The following is an 18915-nucleotide window of genomic DNA, read 5'->3' as shown; positions in this document are numbered from 1 at the left end:
GACTCACGGTCGACGGAACTCGTCCATCAGCACACCGTCGGGGAGCAACCGCGTGGCCGGCCGCTCGTGCGGCGTCGCTCGCCGCAGCCTGTCCTGCATCGCGGGTCTCCTGAGCAGCCCGGTGTGCCGCCATGCGCTGTCACGTAGTGCCTTGGTCCGCTCGGCTCCATCCGCGAACGCTTGCGCAGCGTCGATCGCGGCTCGTGGGTGCCGATCGCCAGGGCGTTCACGTTCGAAGATCGCCAATGCAGGCCGCGCGCACGCCACCGCGTAGCCGGCGACCTCGCGGAGTTCGGACCGGCCGAGTTCGACCGTCGTGGAGTCATCCGCCATGGCGTCATCCTTCTGCACCGGGGCCGAAGTCTCAACGAGGTCCGGATCGGCCGGGGTCGTGGCATTCGGACTGCGTCGCTCGATGGGCAGGACCGGGGTGCGGTGGGCCGAATTGATTGCAGCCGTTGACAAATGGATTCTCTGCAACGGTAGGCGGCGGCACTCGTCGATCCGAAGCATAATCCGATGACGAGATTTCACTGATCACTGTCGAGCGGGGTCAGGCCCAATGCGCTTGAATCCATGTCCACCGATCGTGGCAACCTCAGGAGTACGCAAAGGGATTCGAGCGGAAGCCGGATGCCGAAGCATGGCTCGATACCGCCGTCTCGTTGCTGGTTCAGGGCACGCACGTCGCACCACGCACTCGCGGAACGGCAATACTCGACGCAGCCGTCAGGACGTCATGCTGCCTGTGGTCGGACGCAGACGAGTCCACCCGAACCGCCATCGGTGAATTTCTGGCGGAACGAATGGACTCGTCTTCCGGGTCTGCGGACGCGCTGCGGACGGAAACCGTCAACAACTAACGTCTACGCAGGTCAGGGCGTCAAACGACTTACACGTCGTAGTACAGCTGGAACTCGTAGGGGTGCGGACGCAGGTTGACCGGAGCGATTTCCTGCTCACGCTTGAGCGCGATCCACGTCTCGATCAGGTCGGAAGTGAACACGCCACCCTCGGTCAGGTAGTCGTGGTCGGCCTCGAGGCGGTCGATCACAGCAGACAGGCTGGTGGGGGCCTGCGGGATGTTGCGGGCCTCCTCCGGCGGGAGTTCGTAGAGATCCTTGTCGACGGGTGCCTGCGGCTCGATCTTGTTCTTGATGCCGTCCAGGCCGGCCATCATCTGCGCCGCGAAGTTCAGGTAGGGGTTACCCGAGGAGTCAGGGGCACGGAACTCGAGGCGCTTGGCCTTCGGGTTGTTGCCGGTGATCGGGATACGCACCGCAGCGGAGCGGTTGCGCTGGCTGTACACCAGGTTGATGGGGGCTTCGTAGCCCGGCACCAGACGGTGGTACGAGTTGATCGTCGGGTTGGTGAACGCCAGCAGCGACGGGGCGTGGTGCAGAATGCCGCCGATGTAGTGGCGCGCCATGTCGGACAGGCCCGCGTATCCGGCCTCGTCGTGGAACAGCGGCTTGCCGTCCTTCCACAGCGACTGGTGGACGTGCATGCCCGAGCCATTGTCGCCGAACAGCGGCTTCGGCATGAAGGTGGCCGACTTGCCGTGCTGCCATGCGGTGTTCTTCACGATGTACTTGAACAGCTGCAGGTCGTCGGCTGCTGCGAGCAGCGTGTTGAACTTGTAGTTGATCTCTTGCTGTCCGCCGGTGCCCACCTCATGGTGGCCACGCTCGAGCTCGAAGCCTGCGTTCTGCAGGTTGGTGGAGATCTCGTCGCGCAGGTCCACGTAGTGGTCGTACGGAGCGACGGGGAAGTAGCCACCCTTGGGGCGGACCTTGTAGCCCAGGTTCGGGCTGCCGTCGGCGTTGACCTCGCTGCCGGTGTTCCAGGAGCCCGAGATGGAGTCGAGTTCATAGAAGGCTCCGTTGATGCTGGAGTCGTAGCGAACCGAGTCGAAGATGTAGAACTCGGCCTCGGCGCCGAAGAATGCGGTATCAGCGATGCCTGTCGACTTCAGGTATTCCTCGGCCTTGCGAGCGACGTTGCGGGGGTCGCGGCTGTAGGACTCACGGGTGAACGGGTCGTGGACGAAGAAGTTGATGTTCAGCGTCTTGGCCGCACGGAACGGGTCGATCTGGGCGGTCGCGACGTCCGGGAGGAGCATCATGTCCGACTCGTGGATCGACTGGAAGCCGCGGACGGAGGAACCGTCGAACGCGAGGCCGTCCTCGAAGACGTCCTGGTTGAACGCCTTGGCCGGGATCGAGAAGTGCTGCTGAACGCCGGGCAGGTCGCTGAACCGGATGTCGACGTACTCGACGTTCTCGTCCGCGATGTACTTGATGACCTCTTCGGCCGTGGTGAACGCCACGCTTGTGCTCCTTAAATCGCTTCGGCCACGTGGATATGGCGAATTCGTCGTGCCAGACGGTATGGACCTGGTGTTGCCCGCTGGTCAACCCCTTGTTTCGCCCGTGTTACGCGTAGCAACATGCAGGGCTTTTCCAACCGGCTGTGACCACGCACACAGCGTGAACGTCCGGTGTGAGGTCTACAGCGGGACGACGCCTATCCTGGACAGCATGGCACGTATCACCGGTTCCTGGCTCGCCGGCCCCACGGCAGCCCTGCCCGACGGCGCGGACGAGACCGCACAGTCCCACCGCGGGGAGCGTCTCGGACTGCCCGCGGAGGGGCCGGGTTCCCTGGCCTCCACCGGACGTCGTCTGGCGGCCCTCATGGTCGACTGGGTGACTTCTGCCGGCGTCGCCGCTCTGATCCTGGGAGACAAGCCCCTCGAGGGTCCGATCTCCTCGGTGACGCTCCTCGTGTGGTTCGTTGTGGGTATCGCCAGCGTCAGCCTGTTCTCGTTCACCCCCGGCCAGCTCGCCCTCGGCGTGCAGGTGGCACGAGTGGACGGTCCCGCACGGGTGGGCTTCATCCGGGCCCTGGTGCGCCAGGCCTTGCTGGTGTTCGTGGTGCCGGGCACCATCACCGATGTCGATGGCCGCGGTATGCAGGACCGGGCCACCGGCACCGCGCTCGTTCGCGCGCGGTAACTCCGCGACGGCTCAGCGGCGGCGGATGGTGCGCTGCACTCCGCGCATCTTCGCACCGCCCGGCATCGGGCCCTTCGGCAGAGCTGCGCCACCGCTGCGGCTGCTCAGTGCAGCGAGCCGCCCCTCGATGGCGTCCATCCGCTTGGTGTCGATGTTCTTGGGCAGCTTGGTCAGATACTTCTGCAACTGCGACAACGGGATCTGCCCCTCGTCGTTACCGACGACGATGTCGTAGATCGGGGTGTCACCGACCAACCGGGCCGTCTTCTTCTTCTCCTGCGCAAGCAACGACTTCACTCGCTGCGGCGAACCCTCCGCGACGAGAATGACGCCGGGTCGTCCGATCACGCGGTGCACGGCATCGAGCTGCGTGGTGCCGGTGACGGCGGTGGTCACTCGCCAGGCGCCCTGCATGTTGTCGAGCGCCCAGGCCGCGGCCCCGGCCTGGCCTTCGGCCTTACCGTAGACGCTCTTCTGTACGCGACGACCGAAGATGATGAAGGCGGCGAGCACACCGAGAAGGATGCCGATGGGCAGCAGGAGCCACTGGATACCCCAGATCAGACCCGCCAGGAAAAACGCGACGGCGAGACCGACGAGGGCGCCGAGCATGAGCGGTAGCAGCAACTTGTCTTCTTTGCGCTGCATCTGGAACGCCTGCCAGAGCTGAGTTCTCCGCTCCTTGGACGCCTGTTTGCGGGCTGCCTTGGCGGCTGCCTTTGCTTCCTTGCTGGGCTTGCCTTTTTTACCGGATGTGCTGCCGTTCGCCATGATCACCAGAATACGTCCCGGAGGTTGCGCTCCGATCACCCGTCCTGCGTTGCCGCCGGGGGATCGGAGTCAGCGTCACCGGGCGAGACGCGCCATCAACGAACTTGCTTCCTGCGAGGCGCTACCGCCTTCGGTCAGATGGGCCTGCGCGGCCGGCAACTCTCGTCCGTGGTGGGCCATGGCCTGCGCATAAAGGCGTCCGGCACGGTAGGAGGAACGGACGAGCGGTCCGGCCATCACACCGGCGAAACCGATCTCCTCGGCAGCCGTGGAGTGCTCGACGAATTCCTCCGGCTTGACCCAACGCTCTACCGGATGGTGCCGCGGTGAGGGCCGCAGGTACTGGGTGATGGTGAGGATGTCGCAGCCGGCCTCATGCAGATCCACCATCGCGTGGGTCACTTCCTCGGGGGTTTCGCCCATACCGAGGATGAGGTTGGACTTGGTGACCAGACCGAAGTCGCGGGCGGCCGTGATCACGCCGAGTGACCGCTCGTACCGGAACGCGGGGCGGATCCGCTTGAAGATCCGCGGGACCGTCTCCAGGTTGTGAGCGAGCACCTCCGGACGTGATTCGAAGACCTCGGCCAGCAGGTCCGGCTTGCCGTTGAAGTCGGGGATGAGGTTCTCGACACCGGTGCCCGGGTTGAGGGCATGGATCTGCCGTACCGTCTCCGCATACAGCCAGGAGCCGCCGTCGGGCAGGTCGTCGCGGGCCACGCCGGTGATGGTGGAGTACCGCAGGCCCATGGCCTGGACGCTCTCGGCGACACGGCGGGGCTCGTCACGGTCGAGGGCCGAGGGCTTTCCCGTGTCGATCTGGCAGAAGTCACAGCGCCGGGTGCACTGCTCGCCGCCGATGAGGAACGTCGCTTCGCGGTCTTCCCAGCATTCGTAGATGTTGGGGCAGCCGGCCTCCTCGCAGACGGTATGCAGCCCTTCACGTTTCACGAGACCCTTGAGTTCGGTGTATTCCGGACCCATCTTTGCCCGGGTCTTGATCCAGTTCGGTTTGCGCTCGATCGGGGTCTCCGCATTTCGGATCTCGAGGCGGAGCAGTTTGCGTCCTTCTGGGGCCACAGTCACGGAACTGATCGTACGCCGGGCACCTACGGGCCGTCGGCAGGGGGAGCGGGCGTCAGCCGTACCGAACAGTAGTGAACGTGCGGGCAGACGGGGGCTTCGCGGCGGCGGCGGGATCGACGGCGACCCGTGCGATGTCGTGGTCGGTGACCGGCAGGGTGCCGTCGAGCGCGGCGATGATCGCCGTGGTCACAGCCGGTGTGACCTCTTCGATGGTGACCTCGCGGCCCAGTTCCCGGGACAGCGACGCAACGCCGGCGTCGCGGATGCCGCAGGGAATGATCGTTTCGAAAGCGGTGAGAGCCGAATTGCAGTTGAGCGAGAACCCGTGCAGCGCGACACCGCGCTGCACACGGACGCCGATCGCGGCGACCTTACGTTCCGGCAGCCACTCACCGTCCTGATGTGCCGCAGGCAGCCATACCCCGGAACGACCCTCCACGCGTCCGCATTCGAGACCGAGATCGGTGCAGACGGTGATGAGGGCCTGTTCGATGCGCCGCACGTACCGCACCACGTCAATCGGTTCGGCCAGCTTCACAATGGGATATCCGACGAGCTGTCCTGGCCCGTGCCAGGTGATCTTCCCGCCGCGGTCGACATCGATGACAGGCGTGCCGTCGGTGGGCCGATCCGCGGGTTCGGTACGGCGGCCGGCGGTGTAGACGGGCGGATGCTCGAGCAGGAGCAGAGTGTCGACGCCGGCATTCTCGGCGCGCTCGGCGGCGAGTTCACGCTGACGGTCCCAGGCATCCATGTAGTCGATCCGTCCGAGTCGTTCGACGGCCATCGGGGACGGACTGAAACGGGCGGATCGCGACGTGCTGCTCATGAGTGACAGGTTACGCCCGGATGCGATATCGAACGGCCCGGCCGCGGTCACCGGGCGAGCGTTGCCTCGAGGGCCTCACCGATGGTGTTGTGCCGGAAGGAGGATCCCGACTCTTCGAGAACCGCGGGGATGGCACGCTGCCCGCTGAGAACGCCTTCCCGTGCGAGTTCTCCTATCAGGGCGTTCAATGCGAACCCGGGCACGACCCAGGGAGCGGGGCGGTGCAGCGCCCTCGCCAGTGCGCTGTTGAACTGCGCGTTGGTGACCGGCGCCGGCCCCGTCAGATTCACGGGCCCCTCGATGTCGTCACGGCGCAGCACGAATTCGATGGCATCGACCGTGTCCTCCAAGGAAATCCAGGGCACATATTGCCGGCCGTTGCCGAGCCGGCCCCCGAGACCCACCGAGTACAGCATCCGCAGCCGTCGGAGCAGACCTCCGTTCGGCGCAAGGACGATCCCGCTCCGCAGCAGTACCGTCCGGACATCTGCCTGAACGGCAGGTGCCGTGGCGGCCTCCCAGTCACGGCACAGCGATGCGAGGAATCCGGACCCACACGGCGACTGCTCGTCCACCACACGGTCGCCCGTGTTCCCGTAATAGCCGACCGCGCTGGCATTCACGAACACTGGGATCGCGGCTGCCGCAACAGCCTCCGCGAGCACGTCCGTCGACGCGAGACGACTGTCACGGATCAGCTGCTTGTACGCTCCCGTCCAGCGTTTGTCCCCGACACCGGCACCGCAGAGGTTCACGACGGCATCGACATCAGCGAGGACGTCGGTATCGAGGCTGGATTTCTCCGGGTCCCACTGTGATTCGTCGGGCCCCGCGGCCCGGCGGCGTACCAGACGCACCACCTCGTGACCGTCTCCCCGTAACGACGAAACGAGGGCGGTGCCTATCATTCCGGAGGATCCGGCGATGACCACGCGCATGTGCAGCCTCCTTCACAGAGCAGGGGCACCATCTCCGAGAGAAATGGTGCCCCTGCGCGGAACCGAATGTCCAACTCGGCTCGGTGCTAACGACCTACAGGCCCAGATCCGCTTCGAATGCCGCTTCTTCCAGACGTTGCTTGACCGTGGTCAGGAAGCGGCCGGCGTCGGCGCCGTCCACGAGGCGGTGGTCGTAGGTGAGCGGCAGGTAGCACATCGAGCGGACGCCGATCGATTCGCTCCCCGACTCGTCGGTCACGACCACGGGACGCTTGACGATGGCACCCGTACCGAGCATCGCGGCCTGCGGCGGGACGAGGATCGGCGTGTCGAACAGGGCGCCCTGGCTACCGATGTTGGTGATCGTGAAGGTGCCACCGGACAGCTCGTCGGGCTTGAGCCCACCCGAGCGGGCGCGCTTCGCGATATCGGCGATCGCCCGTGCGAGACCCGCCAGCGACAGGTCGCCGGCGTTGTGGATCACCGGAGACAACAACCCCTGCTCGGTGTCGACAGCGATGCCGAGGTGCTCGGCGTCGTAGTAGGTGATCTGCTTGGCGTCCTCGTCGTAGCTGGCATTGATGTTCGGGTGCGTCTTGAGAGCCTCCACCACAGCCTTCGCGAAGAACGGGAGGAACGTCAGCTTGACGCCTTCACGCTCGAGGAAGGTGTTCTTGGCCTGAGTCCGTAGAGACGCGATCCTGGTGACATCCACCTCGAAGGTTTGGGTGAGCTGAGCTGTGGTCTGCAGCGACTCCCGCGTCTTCGTCGCGGTGATCTGACGGATCCGGTTGGCCTTCTGCGTGGTACCGCGCAGGTGCGCCAATTCGGGACGCACTCCGGCGCCTGCGACAGCGGGGACGGACGCAGGCGCGGCGGCGGCAGGTTTCGCAGCGGCAGGAGCCTTCTTGGCATCCGCGGCGGCCAGGACGTCCTGCTTGCGAATGCGGCCACCGACGCCGGTTCCCGTTACCGTCGACAGGTCGACGTCATGGTCTGCGGCAAGTTTACGAACCAGGGGAGTGACGTACGGTGAGCCGTCGCCGGACGGCGCAGCAGCCGGTGCGGGTGCGCTCTTCGCGGGCTCGGGTGCCGGCTTCGGTTCAGGCTTCGCTTCCGCCTTGGGCTCGGGCGTGGGCTCGGGTGCCGGCTCGGGCTCGGGAGTGGGTTCCGGCTTCGGCTCTGCCGCAGGCTTGGCGGCTGGGGATCCGGATCCGATGACGGCGAGTCGGCCGCCGACCGGCACGGTGTCGTCTTCCTCCGCGCTGATCTCGAGCAGGACTCCGGCGACGGGCGACGGGATCTCCGTGTCGACCTTGTCGGTGGAAACTTCGAGGAGCGGCTCGTCCACCGCGACCTCGTCGCCCACGGCCTTGAGCCAGCGGGTAACCGTGCCCTCGGTGACGGACTCGCCCAGTTCGGGCATCGTGACGGGGGTGCCCTCGCCCGAGCCGGCGGACGACCCGTTGGTGGATGCGGCGGGGGCGGAAGTGTCTTCCGCAGGAGCTGCTGCTTCCTCGGCGGCAGGTTCCTCGGCGGCAGGTTCTTCAGCGGCAGGTTCTTCAGCGGCGGGTGCGGGAGCGGAGGCGGAGGCGGAGGGTGCCTCGCCGGCGTCACCGATCACGGCGAGTTCGCCGCCGATCTCCACGGTGTCGTCTTCCTGGGCAACGATCTTGCTGAGCACGCCGGAGATGGGGGACGGGATCTCCGTGTCCACCTTGTCCGTGGAGACCTCGAGCAGTGGTTCGTCAACCTCGACCGTGTCTCCTTCCTGCTTGAGCCATCGCGTGACAGTTCCCTCGGTGACACTCTCACCAAGCGCTGGCATCTGGACGGAGAACGCCATGTCTTTTGACTCCTCGACAGTTGTGTTCGGGTTGTTGAATTGTGTCGACTTGTGGTCGTGAACCATTGTGCTCGAGATGCACGTGCCTTGCGGCTACTTGCAGGTAATTCCGATTCGTCGTCACCGGCTCGCTGTGTCGGCGTTCAACATCTTTCCATTGATGTCGCCGACGCGTCCGACGAGGGTGACACACCGTGACTCCGGCGTGTCACCTCCGCCTTCCCTACCGGCCGGTAGTTTTCATCCGCGTCATTGACGAGGAAGCGGACTGGCAGACTGGTGGGACAGGCGGCACGCCAGCGCGCGGCGCACTCGTTCGAGGAGGCCGGGATGGGGCTGTTCAACCGATTCTCACGGCCACGATCCGGTCGATCCCACCCGTCGGACGAAGACGCCACATATCTCGCGAACTGGACCCGCGCGCACCTCGGAGTCGAGGCGTACGTGGAACCGCAGACCACCGTGACCGAAGTCACGGTGGTCCTGGTCGCCGCCGATGGCGAGTGGACCCGACGCCGGGTGGGCGGTGAACGCGGGGCGCGCAGGCTGGGTGAAGATCTGCGGATTCCGGTCTACGACGTCCGCAAGACCGGATACCCGCAGCGGATGCGCGACTTCGACGCGCGGCGTCGCATCGAACGTAAGCGCCGGCGCGCGCGCGACCTGTAGGCGATTCGGGCCCGAAGCGCCTACCCGGTCGCCGCGATGTCCTCGATGACCGAGATCATCGTGCGAACCGGAACACCGGTACCGCCGCGTCCGGTGTACCCCCACGGTCCCGATGAGTTGTAAGCCGGACCGGCGACGTCGATGTGCGCCCACTGGACGCCGTCGGCCACGAACTCCTTCAGGAAGATCGCTGCGGCGAGCATTCCGCCCCAGCGGTTGTTGGTGACGTTCGCCAGGTCGGCGACCTTCGAGTCGAGGTCCGGACGCAATTCGGCGGGCATCGGCATCGGCCAAGCGTTCTCACCGATCTTCTGGGAGATCGCAGCCACCCGATCGCGGAACTCGTCGGTGCCCATGACGCCCGGGGTACGGTTGCCGAGCGCGACCATCTGGGCGCCCGTCAGTGTTGCCGTATCGATGAGGTAGTCCGGTTCGTCTTCGCACGCACGGACGATGGCGTCCGCGAGGACCAGACGTCCCTCGGCGTCGGTGTTGATGACCTCCACCGTGGTGCCCCCGTACTGGGTCAGCACGTCGCCGGGACGCTGTGCGGTGGACGACGGCATGTTCTCGGCCATAGGGACGGTGGCCGTCACGTCCACCGGCAATCCCAGTTTGGCGGCAAGCACCACGGTGGCGACGACAGCTGCGGCGCCGCCCATGTCGGAGGTCATGTTCTCCATCCCGGCCGCGGGTTTGATGGAGATGCCGCCGGTGTCGAACGTGATGCCCTTGCCGACGAGCGCGACCTTGGGAGCTCCCCGCTTCTTGCCCGAGTAGCTCAGACGAACCAGGCGCGGCAGACGCGACGAGCCCTTGCCCACACCGAGAATGCCGCCGTACCCGTTCTTCTCGAGCGCCTTCTCGTCGAGTATCTCGACCTGCAGGCCCGCCTCGGTGCCGAGAGTTTTTGCACGTTCGGCGAATTCGGCGGGGTACAGGTGGCTCGGGGGAGTGTTGACGAATTCGCGTGCGGTGGCGACGGCTTCGGCGATCGCTGTGGATCGAGCGAGCGTGTCCTTCGCTTCCTTCGCCCGCGGGGACGACACCAACAGTTCCACCCGCGACACCGGCTGGGCGTCCGGCCCGGGTGCGGACTTCGCCGATTTGAATTCCGCGAAGCGGTACGCACCGAGGGCGAAACCCTCTGCTGCGGCGCCGAGGTCGAGCATCGACAGGGTGGTCGCGACGGTGTCGACACCGCTGAGCGAACGTCCGGCAGCGCCCGCGGATTTGCGGATCTGTTCGGCGTCGAGCTTGTCTGCCGCGCCGAGTCCCACCGCAAGCACACTGCCGACGGGAAGGGACTCGGGTGCGGGGATGCGGGTGGTCTCCTCGGCCTTGCCGGTGGCGCCCACCGCGACGAACACGTCGAGCAGTGACGCCAGGACGGCTTCATCGACCACGCCGTCGCCGAGTGCGATCTCGGGTCCGTTCTTACTCGACGTCAGGCCGATCACCAGCACGTCCACTCGTTTGCCGACGGCACCGGCCAGAACGAGTTGTGGTCCGAGGGGGCGGGCGGTGCGAGTGCTCACGGTGTCTCCTGAGGCGGTTCGGGGTCGAGGGTGTCGGACGTGACCGACGCCGGTCCCCGATCGTAGTGCGCACGCCATCGCCTACCCGGGGTGCCCGAGGGTCGGATAAGTTGAGGCCATGACCGAGGAGCAGTTGTTGCAAGGACCCGTTCACGCCGTTCACGTCGAGCTCGGGGCCACGTTCGCTCCGTTCGGGGGCTGGGAGATGCCCGTGTCGTATGTGGGTGTCGTCGCCGAGCACACCGCAGTGCGTGAAGCGGTGGGCGTCTTCGACGTCAGTCACCTCGGCAAGGCCGTGGTGCGGGGCAAGGGCGCAGCGGACTTCGTCAACTCGACCCTGACCAACGACCTCGGCAAGATCGGCCCGGGCAAGGCGCAGTACACGCTGTGCTGTACGTCGTCCGGCGGAGTGATCGACGACCTCATTGCCTACTACGTCGGTCCCGACGAGATCTTCCTCGTGCCCAACGCCGCCAACACGGCGGATGTCGTGGAAGCCCTCGCGTCGGCCGCACCCGAAGGCATCACCGTCGAGAACCAGCACCACAACTTCGGCGTCATCGCGGTACAGGGACCGAAGTCGGTGGCCGTGCTGACCGCGCTCGGTTTGCCCACCGACATCGAGTACATGGCGTTCGCGGACGCGACATGGGAGGGCGTTCCCGTGCGGGTCTGCCGGAGCGGCTACACCGGTGAGATCGGTTTCGAGTTGCTGCCGCAGTGGCAGGACACCGAGAAGCTGTTCCGGGCAGCGGTTCTGCAGGTGCGCGCGCACGGCGGCCAGGTAGCGGGGCTCGGTGCCCGGGATACGCTCCGCACCGAAATGGGGTACCCGCTGCACGGCCACGAACTTTCGCTGGAGATCTCCCCGCTCGAGGCCCGGTGCGGCTGGGCGATCGGATGGAAGAAGCCGAAGTTCTGGGGCAAGGAGACACTCGTCGACGAGAAGGCTGCCGGTCCGGCCCGCACACTGTGGGGAATCAAGGCACTCGACCGCGGCGTTCTGCGTGCGGGGCAGACGGTCCTGCGGAACGGCGAGGCGATCGGCGAGACCACGTCGGGAACCTTCTCGCCCACGCTGAAGGTCGGGATCGCACTGGCGCTGCTGGAGTCGGACGCCGGGGTCTCGGCCGGCGACGAAGTGGCGGTGGATGTGCGCGGCCGGTCGCTGCGTGCCGAGGTGGTCTCACCTCCGTTCGTCGACATCACACCGAAGTGACCGGATTGCCTAGTTGCCGTCGGCTGCGGGGCGCCGGAGCACATTGGATAGGATCGCGGGCATGACAGGTGTCACCGAGTTCGTCCGCGTCCCTCATCCTTCTCCCACCTCCGACGAGGCGCGGCGAGCGATTCTGGCGGCGCCCGGATTCGGCAAGCACTTCACCGATCACATGGTGACGATCGCGTATTCAATGGAACACGGTTGGCACGACGCGAAGGTCCAACCCTACGGTCCGCTCCAGCTCGACCCGGCCGCCATGGTCCTGCACTACGGGCAGGCGATCTTCGAGGGGCTCAAGGCCTACCGGCAGCCCGACGGCGCGATCTCGACGTTCCGTCTCGGCGCCAACGCGGAGCGCCTCGCGACGTCCGCGCGGCGCCTCGCGATGCCGGAACTGCCGGAGTTGCTGTTCCACCGCTCGATCGTCGAACTCCTCGACGTCGACCACGAATGGGTCCCGGAGTCCGGGGGAGAGGACGCGTTGTACCTGCGTCCGTTCATGTTCGCCTCCGAGGCGGGACTCGGCGTGCGCCCGGCCAAGGAATACCTGTATCTCTTGATCGCTTCACCCGCCGGCGCCTACTTCCCGCGCGGGGTGAAGCCGGTGAGCGTCTGGCTGTCGACCGAATACGTGCGTGCCGCTCCCGGTGGAACTGGCGCCGCGAAATTCGCGGGCAACTATGCGGCGTCGCTTCTCGCTCAGGCGCAGGCGGCCGAGGAGGGCTGTGATCAGGTTGTCTGGCTCGACGCCCTCGAGCGGGTCTTCGTCGAAGAGATGGGCGGGATGAACCTCTTCTTCGTCTTCGGGTCGGGTTCCGACGCGCGTCTGGTCACCCCGTCACTGTCCGGCTCACTGCTTCCCGGAATCACTCGCGATTCGCTGCTGACACTGGCGACGGACGCCGGGTTCGCGGTGGAAGAACGCCGCATCAGTATCGAAGAATGGCGGACCAAGACGAAGTCCGGCGAGATCACCGAGGTGTTCGCGTGCGGAACCGCCGCGGTCATCACTCCTGTCGGACGAGTCAAGTCCGCAGAGGGCGAGTTCCTCGTCGGTGACGGCGAACCGGGAGAGGTCACCATGGCCCTCCGAGACACCCTCACCGGTATCCAGCGCGGAACGTTCGCAGACACCCACAACTGGATGACCAAGCTGCGCTGAGACTCACTCGGCTATCGCGTCCGGACTAGAGACCGAGGCCGATCGCCGTCACGACTGCGGTGATTTCGAGGGCGGCGCCGAGCACATCGCCGTTGATGCCCTCGAATCGTCGAGCACAGTGCGCCACCAGCAGCCCCGTCAGGGTGAGAGCTACCGGTGCGACAACGATGCCCTGCCACCACGGAGTGGCGCACCACGCGGCAGCAACGAGCAGCGGAAAAGCCCATGCGACGCCCACCCAGCGCGACTGGGTCTCGGCCACCAGCGCACCGAATCCTTCGGTCGACGACGCCGGTACCCCGCGACGGCAGGCGAACACGACCGCCACCCGGCCCGCCGCGACGGCCACCGCCACGCATCCGAATTGCCCTGCAGCAGCTAGTGATCCGAAGGCCAGTCCCTGGGCTCCGAGACAGATCACCAGGGCGCAGACCCCGAACGGTCCTGCGCCGCCGCCGTGCATCACCGCACGCGCGCGCTCGGGTGTTCCGTAACAACCGAGTCCGTCGACGGTGTCGGACAACCCGTCGATGTGCATCCCCCGGGTGGCGAGTGCGAGCGCCCCGACCGTGAGCAGACCGGCGAGTGCGGGTTCGAGACCCACCCGGACGAAGGCCCACAGCAATCCGGCGGCGAGGATTCCCAGTGCGGCACCGGTGAGTGGAGCGGCCCGGATCGCCCGACCCCCCGCGACCCGACCCACGGTCGACGGCCCTCGAAGTGGCAGAACGGTGAGCCAGGAGAAGGCGAGCAGGACGCCCGACACCGTCAGTCCGTGGCCACGGTGTCGGAGACGCCTTCGAGTGCGGTGTCGGAGACGCCTTCGACGTCGTTGGTGGTCACGCCGGCCTCGGCGAAGGTGGCCATCTCTGCGAGCGTCGCCACCGCACCCTGGAGTATCGGCAGTGCAGCCGCCGCCCCGGAACCTTCGCCCAGGCGCATGTCGAGTTCGAGGAGAGGCTCGAGCTGCAGGTGTTTGAGCGCGATCGTATGTGCCGGTTCGGTGGAGCGATGTCCCGCCAGCCACCAGGCGCGTGCGCCGTGGGCCAGTTCTTCGGCGACGACGGCCGCCGCGGTGACGACGACACCGTCCAGGATCACCGGCGTCCTGCGTGTCGATGCCTGCGCCAGGAAGCCCGCCATCGCTGCGAGGTCCGCGCCGGAGGCGGTGCGCAGGAGCGCCACGGTGTCCCGGACGACGGGCCGGGCGCGGCGGAGGGCGTCGCGGATGGCTGCCGTCTTCCGGATCCAGGCTGCGTCGTCGATGCCGGTGCCCCGGCCGACGGCTGCCACGGGTTCGGTGTCGGTGAGTGCCGCAATGAGGACGGTCGCGGGTGTGGTGTTGCCGATACCCATGTCTCCGGCGATCAACAGGTCTGCGCCGGAATCGATTTCGTAGTCCGCGATGGCACGTCCGGCCTCGATCGCACGCAGCGTCTCGTCATGTGTCAGTGCGTCCTCGCGGTCGATCGCACCGGAAGAACGCCGAATTTTGTAAGCGGACACCGTCGGGTCGGTGTCACCGTCGACAGACATGTCGACGACGCGGACCGTCGCGCCCGCCCTTGCGGCCAGCACGTTCACGCCCGCGCCGCCACCCATGAAGTTGGCGACCATCTGCGCGGTCACTTCCGGGGGGTAGGCGGACACGCCGGTTCGCGCCACACCGTGGTCACCGGCGAACACGACCACGCGCGCCTGCTGGAACGGGGCCGGTGGGCAGATGCCCTGGCAGGCTGCCGCCCAGCAGGCCAGTGTCTCGAGCCGGCCGAGCGATCCGGCCGGCTTTGTCAGCTGCAATTGTCGGGCCTCGGCCTGAGCACGCACACTGTCGTCGGGTGGGGTGACGGATTCGAACCGGCCGGGGTCGGTGCTGACGGACTCGCTGGTCACGCTGGGCCTCTCGTTCGAGCGGAACATCCTGTTCCGCAACCACCTGCTGAAGAACTGTCTGTCGCCGTCACGGCCCACGTCGGTGAAGCCGCTTCGGGTGGCTCGGGAAGGCCGGGGGATCGGCGGCGGGCACGGTGGTAGACGCTACCAACTACCGAGTGTTGGCAGTATTTTGGCGATGATCGTCGATTCTGCCACTGTTGGCGGAGGGTGAACGGACAGAAAGTTTCAGGCGTGACCGGGTTTCTCGTCCTCGTGACACTCCGGCTCGCCCTTCACACAGCCGTGATGCTTGCCGGTCGACACTCGACCGAAACCCATCCGCGTCTTCGAAAAAGTTGTCGTGACAACTTCTTCCGCCCCGCCGATCCCGTGACGGACTTCTCCGGTGATCGGGACGCGGAGTTGGGCCGACTGCTCGTCGACGCGCCTCGCGCACCCCGTCATTGACCGTCAGATGGCGTCGCCGGGGCGTACCCGCGGCTTGGGGGCGCGCAGTTTGCGGATCTGCGAGGCGCGCACGAAGGCGTACCAGCCCAGCTTGAAACCGCCGTCGGGGGTGTCGGGGAAGCGTTCGCGGACCTGGTTGTTGATCTTCCGGCCGAGGAAGACTCCCTCGATCACCATGAACAGCATCATCACGAGCATCGCGAGCGTGACGATGGCCTGCAATGCGGGACTGACGAACATGGCCATGATCAGAATCAGCGCCAAGGGCATGAAGAGGCCCACCAGATTGCGCCGGGCGTCGACGATGTCCCGGACGTAGGCGCGGACGGGGCCCTTGTCGCGGGGGAGGAGGTACTTGTCCTCGCCTGCGAGCATCCGTGCGCGGCGCTCGGCGGCGGTGGCGCGTCGTTCGGCGGCGGCGGCTTTGCGTTCCTGTTTGTTGCCACGCGTGGCCTTCTTACGGGCACGGGCCTCTTTGGCAGTCAGCGGCGCAGGCGCCACCGGACCGCGCCGCCGGGCCTCGGCGTCGCGCCTCTTGGGTGTGGGACGGCCCTTGCCCGGCCGTGGGGCGGTCTCGGAAACCGAGACGTCGGAAGCCTCGGGGACGTCGGCATCCCGTCTATCCGAATTATCCGAATCACCGCGGCGTAGCAATTTCACCCTCTCAGCGTATGGGAAGAACTGAGAAGGAGGAAAACCGCCCTCACACCGAAATGCCGGTCCGGGCGTGTCGCCCTAGACTTCGCGGATGCGAGTGATGATCGCGCCCGATTCCTTCGGTGAGACGCTGACGGCGGTGGAGGCCGCCGCCGCCATTGCCGCCGGATGGTCGGAGATCCGTCCGGACGACCAACTCGTCCTCGCACCGCAGTCCGACGGCGGCCCCGGATTCGTCGACGTCCTCGCCGCTGCGGGCGGTGTGATTCGCCCCGTAGTGGTGGCGGGACCCCTCGACGCCGAAGTGCAGGCTCGATGGCTCCACGACGGCGGCGATGCATACATCGAATCGGCGCAGGCCTGTGGACTCGGGCTACTCGGAGGTTCGCCCACGCCGGTCACCGCCCGGCGGGCACACAGCCGCGGGGTGGGACAGCTCGTCGCCGCGGCCCTCGACGCCGGCGCTCGCCGGATCGTCGTCGGGCTCGGTGGCAGCAGCTGCACGGACGGCGGTCGAGGGCTCCTCGCCGCACTGTCGGACGTCCTCGGCGGGACGGATGCCGTCGTCGCGCGCCTGCGGGAGATCGAGCTGGTAGCCGCGACCGACGTCGAAAATCCGCTACTCGGAACGAATGGCGCGGCGCACATCTTCGGCCCGCAGAAGGGTGCCGATCCCGAAACGGTCACCTGGCTCGAGCAGCGGAACGCCGAATGGGCCGAACAGCTGCGACTGCTTTCCGGCCGGGAGGTCGCCGATCGGCCCGGGGCAGGCGCCGCGGGCGGAATCGGGGCCACCCTGCTCGCGCTCGGCGCTGTCAGGAAGTCAGGAGCACAGGTCGTCGCGGGTCGGACCGGCCAGGACCGGCAACTGGACTTCGTCGATCTCGTGATCACCGGCGAGGGGAAGCTCGATCAACAGTCGTTGTGCGGAAAACTGGTGGTCGCGCTTGCCGGTGCCGCGCGTCGGCGGTCGATCAGGACTCTGGTACTGGCGGGACAGGTGCTCCTCGACCGGGGCCAACTCGACGCCATGGGAATCGACACGGCTTTGTCTCTGGTGGAGCACGCCGGGTCGGTCGAGGTGGCGATGTCGGACGCCCACGCGCAACTGCGGGACGTCGCCGCCGGAGCCGCCCGTCGATGGGGCCAGATCGGCGGCTGTGCACCGTAACGGCAACCGGTACGTCGGATACCATGGAGCACGGACTACTTTGCGGTCGTTGCCGCAGGGATTGGAAACCTGGGAATAAGTCGGGCGCGGAGTACCGTTGAAGCGTTCACGGGTTTGTTACGAACTACAGGGAGAGCCCATGACTGTGCAGAACGAGACCGCCGTTCACGGCGTGAAGATGACCGAGGCTGCGTCGGCGAAGGCAAAGGCGCTGCTCGACCAGGAGGGTCGTGACGACCTTGCGCTGCGGATCGCCGTGCAACCCGGCGGCTGCGCAGGACTCCGTTACCAGCTGTTCTTCGACGACCGCAACCTGGACGGCGACCTGATTGTCGACTTCGGCGGCGTCGCCCTGGCGGTGGACCGGATGAGCGCACCCTACGTCGAAGGTGCATCGATCGACTTCGTCGACACCATCGAGAAGCAGGGTTTCACCATCGACAACCCCAATGCGACCGGATCATGCGCCTGCGGTGACTCCTTCAACTGAGGCGCCGCTCGAATACAACTGAATTCGAAGAAGTCTGACGCGAACTCTTCGCGTCAGACTTTTTCGTGTCTGCTCTCACGTGTCTCACGTGGCCCCGCTCCCACCCGGACGGGGTGCTGCTGCGGGTACCGTGAGAACCCGACCGACCTCCCAGTCCACTCACGAAAGGCTCCCGCACGTGACCATCGCGGTAACCGGTTCCATCGCCACCGACCATCTGATGCGGTTTCCGGGGCGGTTCGCCGAGCAACTGCTTGCCGATCAGCTCAGCCACATCTCGTTGAGCTTCCTGGTCGACGACCTCGTCGTCCGGCGCGGTGGGGTGGGCGGCAACATTGCGTATGCCATGGGTGTTCTCGGCGGCTCGCCGCTCCTGGTCGGAGCTGCCGGCCTCGACTTCGCGGAGTACCGGCAGTGGTTGGAATCCAACGGAGTCGACTGCCGTGCCGTCCGCATCTCGACCGGCGCGCACACGGCCCGCTTCGTGTGCACCACGGACGAGGACATGGCGCAGATCGCCTCCTTCTACCCCGGTGCGATGAGCGAAGCGCGTGAGATCGAGCTCGCGAACATCGCGCAAGATCTCGGCCCCCTGGATCTTGTCCTCGTCGGGGCCAATGATCCCGCAGCAATGATCCGGCACACCGACGAATGCCGGCTGAACGGTATCGAGTTCGCGGCCGACCCGTCCCAGCAGCTGGCCCGGTTGAGCGGCGACGAAGCCGCGGCGCTGATCCGCGGCGCCAAGTACCTGTTCACAAACCAGTACGAGTGGGGACTGCTCCAACAGAAGACCGGTCTGTCCGAGGAGGAAATTCGTGCACAGGTCGGCGTGCGAGTTACGACGCTCGGCTCCAAGGGTGTGGAAATCGTCGACGCCGAAGGCAACTGGACCCACGTGGGTGTCGTGCCCGAGAAGGGCAAGGTCGACCCCACCGGTGTCGGTGACGGCTTCCGGGCCGGCTTCCTGCTCGCACACAGCGCGGGCCTGAGTTACGAGCGGGCAGCGCAGCTGGGATCGCTGGTCGCCGTCCTCATTCTCGAAACGGTGGGCACGCAGGAGTGGACGTTCGAGCGGGACGAGGCCGTCAAGCGCCTCGCGGACGCTTACGGCTCCACGGCTGCCGACGAGATCGCCACAGTCCTGCCGTAGGCGCCTCGGTCGCTCTCTGCGCC

18 protein-coding genes are annotated in these 18915 nt (G+C 66.5%); 7 read left to right on the top strand and 11 right to left on the bottom strand.

The genetic code is table 11. The features are described 5' to 3' along the window. Positions 1-3: 3 nt before the first annotated feature. Both WAW17_RS28940 and glnA read right to left on the bottom strand, forming a co-directional pair. Entirely contained in the window at positions 4-333 is a 330-nt protein-coding gene (locus WAW17_RS28940) for a putative immunity protein (protein ID WP_422336294.1), read from the bottom strand. A gap of 559 nt (positions 334-892) precedes the next feature. Then, positions 893-2329, bottom strand: coding sequence for a type I glutamate--ammonia ligase (gene glnA / locus WAW17_RS28935; protein ID WP_422336293.1), 1437 nt, complete (start codon positions 2327-2329; stop codon positions 893-895). A 211-nt stretch (positions 2330-2540) separates the two neighbouring features. Between glnA and WAW17_RS28930 the strand changes: the two genes are divergently transcribed. Beyond that, complete coding sequence (locus WAW17_RS28930; RefSeq protein ID WP_422336292.1) at positions 2541-3017, top strand: RDD family protein; 477 nt, start codon at positions 2541-2543, stop codon at positions 3015-3017. 12 nt (positions 3018-3029) lie between these two features. Here the strand turns inward: WAW17_RS28930 and WAW17_RS28925 are convergent, their stop codons facing one another. The 5 genes from WAW17_RS28925 to sucB all read right to left on the bottom strand — a co-directional run bounded on the left by WAW17_RS28925 (position 3030) and on the right by sucB (position 8487). After that, positions 3030-3788, bottom strand: a complete 759-nt coding sequence (locus tag WAW17_RS28925; protein WP_422336291.1) for a DUF4191 domain-containing protein — start codon at positions 3786-3788, stop codon at positions 3030-3032. A 75-nt stretch (positions 3789-3863) separates the two neighbouring features. Continuing rightward, the gene (lipA, locus tag WAW17_RS28920; RefSeq protein ID WP_422336290.1) at positions 3864-4874 is read right to left on the bottom strand and encodes a lipoyl synthase; all 1011 of its coding nucleotides are present in this window, start codon (positions 4872-4874) and stop codon (positions 3864-3866) included. A gap of 52 nt (positions 4875-4926) precedes the next feature. Continuing rightward, positions 4927-5703, bottom strand: coding sequence for a lipoyl(octanoyl) transferase LipB (gene lipB, locus WAW17_RS28915; RefSeq protein ID WP_422336289.1), 777 nt, complete (start codon positions 5701-5703; stop codon positions 4927-4929). 47 nt (positions 5704-5750) lie between these two features. Further along, a complete protein-coding gene (locus WAW17_RS28910; protein WP_422336288.1) occupies positions 5751-6641 on the bottom strand; it encodes a TIGR01777 family oxidoreductase in 891 nt (296 codons plus the stop codon). Positions 6642-6735: 94 nt separating this feature from the next. Then, positions 6736-8487, bottom strand: coding sequence for a 2-oxoglutarate dehydrogenase, E2 component, dihydrolipoamide succinyltransferase (gene sucB, locus WAW17_RS28905; protein ID WP_422336287.1), 1752 nt, complete (start codon positions 8485-8487; stop codon positions 6736-6738). 330 nt (positions 8488-8817) lie between these two features. Here sucB and WAW17_RS28900 point away from each other — a divergent pair, with 330 nt between their 5' ends. Beyond that, a complete protein-coding gene (locus WAW17_RS28900; protein ID WP_422336286.1) occupies positions 8818-9156 on the top strand; it encodes an oxidoreductase in 339 nt (112 codons plus the stop codon). A gap of 20 nt (positions 9157-9176) precedes the next feature. On the opposite strand, the gene WAW17_RS28895 is transcribed toward WAW17_RS28900, so the two are convergent. After that, entirely contained in the window at positions 9177-10694 is a 1518-nt protein-coding gene (locus WAW17_RS28895; protein WP_422336285.1) for a leucyl aminopeptidase, read from the bottom strand. Positions 10695-10812: 118 nt separating this feature from the next. On the opposite strand from WAW17_RS28895, the gene gcvT reads away from it, so the two are divergent. Both gcvT and WAW17_RS28885 read left to right on the top strand, forming a co-directional pair. Further along, the gene (gene gcvT, locus WAW17_RS28890; protein WP_422336284.1) at positions 10813-11913 is read left to right on the top strand and encodes a glycine cleavage system aminomethyltransferase GcvT; all 1101 of its coding nucleotides are present in this window, start codon (positions 10813-10815) and stop codon (positions 11911-11913) included. A gap of 61 nt (positions 11914-11974) precedes the next feature. Beyond that, positions 11975-13078: a branched-chain amino acid aminotransferase gene (locus WAW17_RS28885; RefSeq protein ID WP_422336283.1), complete on the top strand. Its 1104-nt coding sequence runs from the start codon at positions 11975-11977 to the stop codon at positions 13076-13078. 25 nt (positions 13079-13103) lie between these two features. On the opposite strand, the gene WAW17_RS28880 is transcribed toward WAW17_RS28885, so the two are convergent. The 3 genes from WAW17_RS28880 to WAW17_RS28870 all read right to left on the bottom strand — a co-directional run bounded on the left by WAW17_RS28880 (position 13104) and on the right by WAW17_RS28870 (position 16081). After that, complete coding sequence (locus WAW17_RS28880) at positions 13104-13844, bottom strand: adenosylcobinamide-GDP ribazoletransferase (protein WP_422336282.1); 741 nt, start codon at positions 13842-13844, stop codon at positions 13104-13106. Between the two features lie 2 nt (positions 13845-13846). Continuing rightward, positions 13847-14971 carry a nicotinate-nucleotide--dimethylbenzimidazole phosphoribosyltransferase gene (gene cobT, locus WAW17_RS28875; protein WP_422336281.1) on the bottom strand — a complete coding sequence of 375 codons (1125 nt, stop codon included), beginning with the start codon at positions 14969-14971 and terminating at the stop codon, positions 13847-13849. Positions 14972-15424: 453 nt separating this feature from the next. Continuing rightward, positions 15425-16081: a DUF3043 domain-containing protein gene (locus tag WAW17_RS28870; RefSeq protein ID WP_422336280.1), complete on the bottom strand. Its 657-nt coding sequence runs from the start codon at positions 16079-16081 to the stop codon at positions 15425-15427. Positions 16082-16169: 88 nt separating this feature from the next. Here WAW17_RS28870 and WAW17_RS28865 point away from each other — a divergent pair, with 88 nt between their 5' ends. From WAW17_RS28865 to WAW17_RS28855, 3 genes are all read left to right on the top strand, one after another. Next, positions 16170-17249, top strand: coding sequence for a glycerate kinase (locus WAW17_RS28865; protein ID WP_422336279.1), 1080 nt, complete (start codon positions 16170-16172; stop codon positions 17247-17249). A 139-nt stretch (positions 17250-17388) separates the two neighbouring features. Beyond that, positions 17389-17739: an iron-sulfur cluster assembly accessory protein gene (locus WAW17_RS28860; RefSeq protein ID WP_005247725.1), complete on the top strand. Its 351-nt coding sequence runs from the start codon at positions 17389-17391 to the stop codon at positions 17737-17739. 178 nt (positions 17740-17917) lie between these two features. Next, the gene (locus WAW17_RS28855; RefSeq protein WP_422336278.1) at positions 17918-18892 is read left to right on the top strand and encodes a carbohydrate kinase family protein; all 975 of its coding nucleotides are present in this window, start codon (positions 17918-17920) and stop codon (positions 18890-18892) included. Positions 18893-18915 lie beyond the last annotated feature (23 nt).

The sequence above is a fragment of the Rhodococcus sp. (in: high G+C Gram-positive bacteria) genome (assembly GCF_049286785.1).
GTDB lineage: Bacteria > Actinomycetota > Actinomycetes > Mycobacteriales > Mycobacteriaceae > Rhodococcus_F.
This window is presented reverse-complemented; position numbering and strand designations above follow the sequence as displayed.

Bases quoted from the DNA above. Each gene is read 5' to 3' on its own strand.
- WAW17_RS28940 (WP_422336294.1), bottom strand. From the start codon at position 333: ATGGCGGATGACTCCACGACGGTCGAACTCGGCCGGTCCGAACTCCGC.
- WAW17_RS28930 (WP_422336292.1), top strand. From the start codon at position 2,541: ATGGCACGTATCACCGGTTCCTGGCTCGCCGGCCCCACGGCAGCCCTG.
- WAW17_RS28925 (WP_422336291.1), bottom strand. From the start codon at position 3,788: ATGGCGAACGGCAGCACATCCGGTAAAAAAGGCAAGCCCAGCAAGGAA.
- lipB (WP_422336289.1), bottom strand. From the start codon at position 5,703: ATGAGCAGCACGTCGCGATCCGCCCGTTTCAGTCCGTCCCCGATGGCC.
- WAW17_RS28910 (WP_422336288.1), bottom strand. From the start codon at position 6,641: ATGCGCGTGGTCATCGCCGGATCCTCCGGAATGATAGGCACCGCCCTC.
- sucB (WP_422336287.1), bottom strand. From the start codon at position 8,487: ATGGCGTTCTCCGTCCAGATGCCAGCGCTTGGTGAGAGTGTCACCGAG.
- WAW17_RS28900 (WP_422336286.1), top strand. From the start codon at position 8,818: ATGGGGCTGTTCAACCGATTCTCACGGCCACGATCCGGTCGATCCCAC.
- gcvT (WP_422336284.1), top strand. From the start codon at position 10,813: ATGACCGAGGAGCAGTTGTTGCAAGGACCCGTTCACGCCGTTCACGTC.
- WAW17_RS28885 (WP_422336283.1), top strand. From the start codon at position 11,975: ATGACAGGTGTCACCGAGTTCGTCCGCGTCCCTCATCCTTCTCCCACC.
- WAW17_RS28865 (WP_422336279.1), top strand. From the start codon at position 16,170: ATGCGAGTGATGATCGCGCCCGATTCCTTCGGTGAGACGCTGACGGCG.
- WAW17_RS28860 (WP_005247725.1), top strand. From the start codon at position 17,389: ATGACTGTGCAGAACGAGACCGCCGTTCACGGCGTGAAGATGACCGAG.